General features: G+C 69.0%; 5 protein-coding genes. 3 read left to right on the top strand and 2 right to left on the bottom strand.

Features of this window, described 5'->3' with window-relative positions:
- Together AUL38_RS01070 and AUL38_RS01065 are read right to left on the bottom strand one after the other, a co-directional pair.
- On the bottom strand, window positions 1-955 hold a 955-nt coding region (locus AUL38_RS01070; protein ID WP_059058432.1), incomplete at its 3' end, for a histidine kinase dimerization/phospho-acceptor domain-containing protein.
- The gene (locus AUL38_RS01065) at window positions 945-1,679 is read right to left on the bottom strand and encodes a response regulator transcription factor (protein WP_083506493.1); all 735 of its coding nucleotides are present in this window, start codon (window positions 1,677-1,679) and stop codon (window positions 945-947) included. The genes AUL38_RS01065 and AUL38_RS01070, both read right to left, overlap by 11 nt.
- A 180-nt stretch (window positions 1,680-1,859) precedes the next feature.
- Between AUL38_RS01065 and AUL38_RS01060 the strand changes: the two genes are divergently transcribed.
- The 3 genes from AUL38_RS01060 to AUL38_RS01050 all read left to right on the top strand — a co-directional run.
- Complete coding sequence (locus AUL38_RS01060; protein WP_059058430.1) at window positions 1,860-2,363, top strand: hypothetical protein; 504 nt, start codon at window positions 1,860-1,862, stop codon at window positions 2,361-2,363.
- Between the two features lie 3 nt (window positions 2,364-2,366).
- A complete protein-coding gene (locus AUL38_RS01055; protein ID WP_059058429.1) occupies window positions 2,367-3,434 on the top strand; it encodes a peptidoglycan-binding protein in 1,068 nt (355 codons plus the stop codon).
- On the top strand, window positions 3,431-3,786 hold a 356-nt coding region (locus AUL38_RS01050), incomplete at its 3' end, for an ABC transporter ATP-binding protein (protein WP_153006420.1). The genes AUL38_RS01055 and AUL38_RS01050, both read left to right, overlap by 4 nt.

Raw genomic sequence — 3,786 nt, 5'->3', positions numbered from 1 at the left:
CGTTGCCGAGGAGGTTGTCGAGGAGCCGCCCAAGCAGCGCCGGCTGAGCGGGGAGGGCGTGCGGCGTCACCTCTGCGGCCCCGGTGCGGCCCCGCGCTGCCGCTGCTTCCTGGCAGCGCTCAAGGGGATCCGCGAGCAGCTCGCCTGCCTCGCGCAGTTCGCGCGGCTCTCGCCCCTGCTGTTCGGGATCGCCAAGCCCCATTTGCGACCTGGTGAGCTCGAGCAGCGCCTCACCCCTCGCGATGCTGCGCGCGTTGACCTCGCGCAATCGTTCAGCGACGACGCGGTATTCGGCTTGACTCGGCTCCGGCCCATCGAGCAGCATGTCGAGCATCGCCTTCTCGGTCGCGAGCGGGGTGCGCAGTTCGTGAGAGGCGTTGGCAGCGAACAGCTGCTGCGCGCGGAACGCCCGTTCGAGCCTGTCAAGCATCTCGTCGAGGGTGTCGGAGAGATCGGTGAGCTCGTCGCGCGGGCCGCGCAGCCCGACTCTTTGGTCGAGTCTGCTCGGGGTCGCACCGCGCGCGGCCTCGTTGATCTCGTGCAGCGGGGCGAGCACGCGACCCGCGAGCAGCCATGCCGCGACCGCCCCCAGCGCGACGATCACGACGAGCGCGATGAGCGAGGACCACAATAGCGTGTCGAACACGTCTGAGACGTCGCGAATTTCGAGCGCAGGGAGGGCGATGGCCAGGTCCTCGGGACCCCCATCAATGGGCCCGTAGAGGTTGAGGTCGGCCGCGGGGAGGTCTCCGAGAGCGGTGCCGCTGCCAAACAGCTCCGCGCTGCTCTCAACGGTTGCCGCCGGGCTCGTCGGCAACGCCCACACCGGCCCAAACCGCATAAACACGTTGAGCCCGGCGACGAGGATTCCGCCGCCGAGCGCGATGAGCAGCGCGACGCTCAGCGTGATGCGCGCGCGAATCGTGAGTCGGAACCCGCTCCTGCTACGCACCATGGTGCTCCCCGGTGCGCGCCGCTGGTGCAGCGTCGCCGGCCCCCGCAGCAGCCGCATCGGCGACCGCGTCGCCGATGCGGTACCCAACCCCCGGCACAGTGTGGATTATGCGGGGCTCGCCGAGCCGCTTGCGCAGCGTCGACATCGTGACGCGAATCGCGTGCGTGAACGGGTCGGCGTTCTCGTCCCACGCCCGTTCGAGCAGCTGCTCGGCGCTGAGCACGCCGCCGTTCGCTTCGAGCAGCGCCCGCAGCAGCGCGAACTCCTTGCGGCTCAGGTGCACGTAACGACCGTCGCGGTACACCTCGCGGCGAAAGGGGTCGAGCTGCACGCCGTGGGCTTCGAGCACGAGCGGCAGCGGGGCTGCGTTGCGCCTGTGCAGCGCCTGCAGCCTGGCGATGAGCTCGGGAAAGTCGAAGGGCTTCACGAGGTAATCGTCGGCACCAAGTGCGAAGCCGTCTACCTTGTCGTCGAGCAGCCCCGCCGCCGTGAGCATGAGCACCCGCGTGCCCGGGGCGTGTTCGACGGCCCAGCGGCACACGTCGTCACCTTGGATCCCTGGCAGGTCGCGATCGAGCAGCATCACGTCGTATTCGGCGTAGCCGAGCACCTCGATCGCGGTCTCGCCGTCGGGGGCGATGTCAGCGGCGACTGACGCTCGCCGCAGCACGGTTTGGATCGCCTCTGCGAGGTACGCCTCGTCCTCAACAATCAGTACCCGCATTTCGCCCGCCCTCTGCCGCCATACGCGGGCCGAGTCCGGCCCGCAAAGAACGGCTTTAGTCAAACACGAGCGACGTTAAGAAAACATCTGCGAATTCGCAGACGCCCCCTTTAGCCCGGGTTCGCTGAACTGTACACAGGTTGCGCCAGCAGCCGCTTCCCGACGAGAGGACCCACTTCAATGACCACACCACGAACGCTGCGCGGGCTCGCGCTCATCACGCTTCCGCTCGCCGCGCTGCTGCTCAGCGGCTGCGCTGGGCAGCAGCCCGAACCCGAGGCGGCAGGCGCTGGGCAGCAAGACGACATGCACTCGTGGCTGGTCAAGTACGCGGAGTGCATGCAGGGCGAGGGAATCGACTACCCGACGCCGAACGCCGACCCGAACGCCGCGATGCAGGCGATCGATATCGAGGAGCTCGGCGGGATTGACGTTTTCGAGGCCGCGGACAAGACCTGCATGGGCAAGATCGGCGAACCCCCGGCTCCGACGGATGCCGACGGCAACCCGATGACTGAGGAGGACATGATGGAGCAGACCCTGAAGCTCACGACGTGCCTGCGCGAGCAGGGCGTTGACGTCGCTGATCCCACCCCCGGCGGTGGCATCACCATCCCGGAGGGCGCGCCAGACGCGGCCTTCGAGGCCTGCGGCATGGGCGGCGTTCCGGCGTCCGGGGAATAGCCGATGCGAAAGACCTGGGTCGCGGTCGCCGCCGGCGCCGCCGTTGTCGGGCTCGCCGCGACGGGCTTCGTGCTGCTGCGCCCAACGCCTGCGCCAACGCCCGATCCCGCACCTCCGCGCGCGGTCGCCGAGATCACCCGCGGCGACCTCTCTGAGCGAACGCTCGTGCAGGGCCAGCTCAACTACACGGGTGAACGCCCCATCTCCGGCGGCGCCGGCACGCTCACGTCGCGGGCCGCGCCTGGCGCTACCGTCGCGCTCGGCGGCGAACTGTTCGCGATCGATAACGCACCCGTCGCCCTGTTCACCGGGCCGCTGCCCCAGTGGCGCTCGTTTGAGCTCGGCATGAGCAACGGGCCAGACGTGCAGCAACTCGAAGCCTCGCTCGGCCAGCTCGGCTACTTCTGGGGCGGTGCCGACGAAATCTTCGACGACAATACGCGCATCGGCATCAGGCTCTGGCAGGAGGCAACGGGTCGCCAAGTCACCGGCGAGATCGGCCTCGGCGACATCTACTTCGCGCCGGGAAGCGTGCGGGTCGCCTCCGCCGAGCTCGCGCCGGGAGCGACGACCGCGCCCGGATCCGCGATCCTCCGCGTGACCGAACTCGGCAAGAGCGTGAAGGTCGAGTTGAAGCTCTCGCAGCAGAAACTCGCCGTCGTCGGGGCAGCCGTCGAGGTCGAGCTGCCAGGCGGCAGCAAGACACCCGGCACGGTGACCGCGGTTGATCCGCCGCGCGCCCCCGAAAAGCAGGGAGAGGGCGCGCCGGGAGACAGCGCCGCGACGGTTCCCGTAACCATCACGCTCGACTCCCCTGACGATGCCGCAGCCTTCGATCGCGCGCCAGTGCGCGTCGCATTCACGAGCGAGACCAAAACCGACGTGCTCTCGGTTCCCGTCGGCGCGCTGCTCGCGCTCCCCGGCGGCGGCTACGGTGTCGAGGTCGTGCAGCCGGGAGCGGCGAAGCCCAAGCGGGTCGCCGTTGAAACCGGCCTGTTCGCCGGCGGGCTCGTCGAGGTCACAGGGCAGGGCCTCGATGCGGGCACCAAGGTCGTGATCGCCGAATCATGATCGAGCTTGAGAACATCACGAAGAGCTTCGGCTCCCCGCCCACCGACGTGCTGCGCGGCGTGAACCTCAGCGTCACCGAGGGCGAATTCGTTGGGGTGCTCGGCCCGTCAGGGTCGGGTAAATCGACGCTGCTGAACATCCTCGGCACGCTCGACCGGCCAACGAGCGGGCGGGTCATGCTCGCGGGCGAGGACACATCGCAGCTCAGCGACAACGAACTCTCCGACCTGCGCTGCCACCGGATCGGCTTCGTCTTCCAACAGTTTCACCTCACCGACGGCCGCACCGCGCTCGACAACGTTGGCGACGGGCTGCTCTACCGCGGGCACTCGCGCGCGGCCCGCAGGCGCGA

Source organism: Leucobacter sp. G161 (assembly GCF_001482305.1).
Taxonomy (GTDB): domain Bacteria; phylum Actinomycetota; class Actinomycetes; order Actinomycetales; family Microbacteriaceae; genus Leucobacter.
This window is presented reverse-complemented; position numbering and strand designations above follow the sequence as displayed.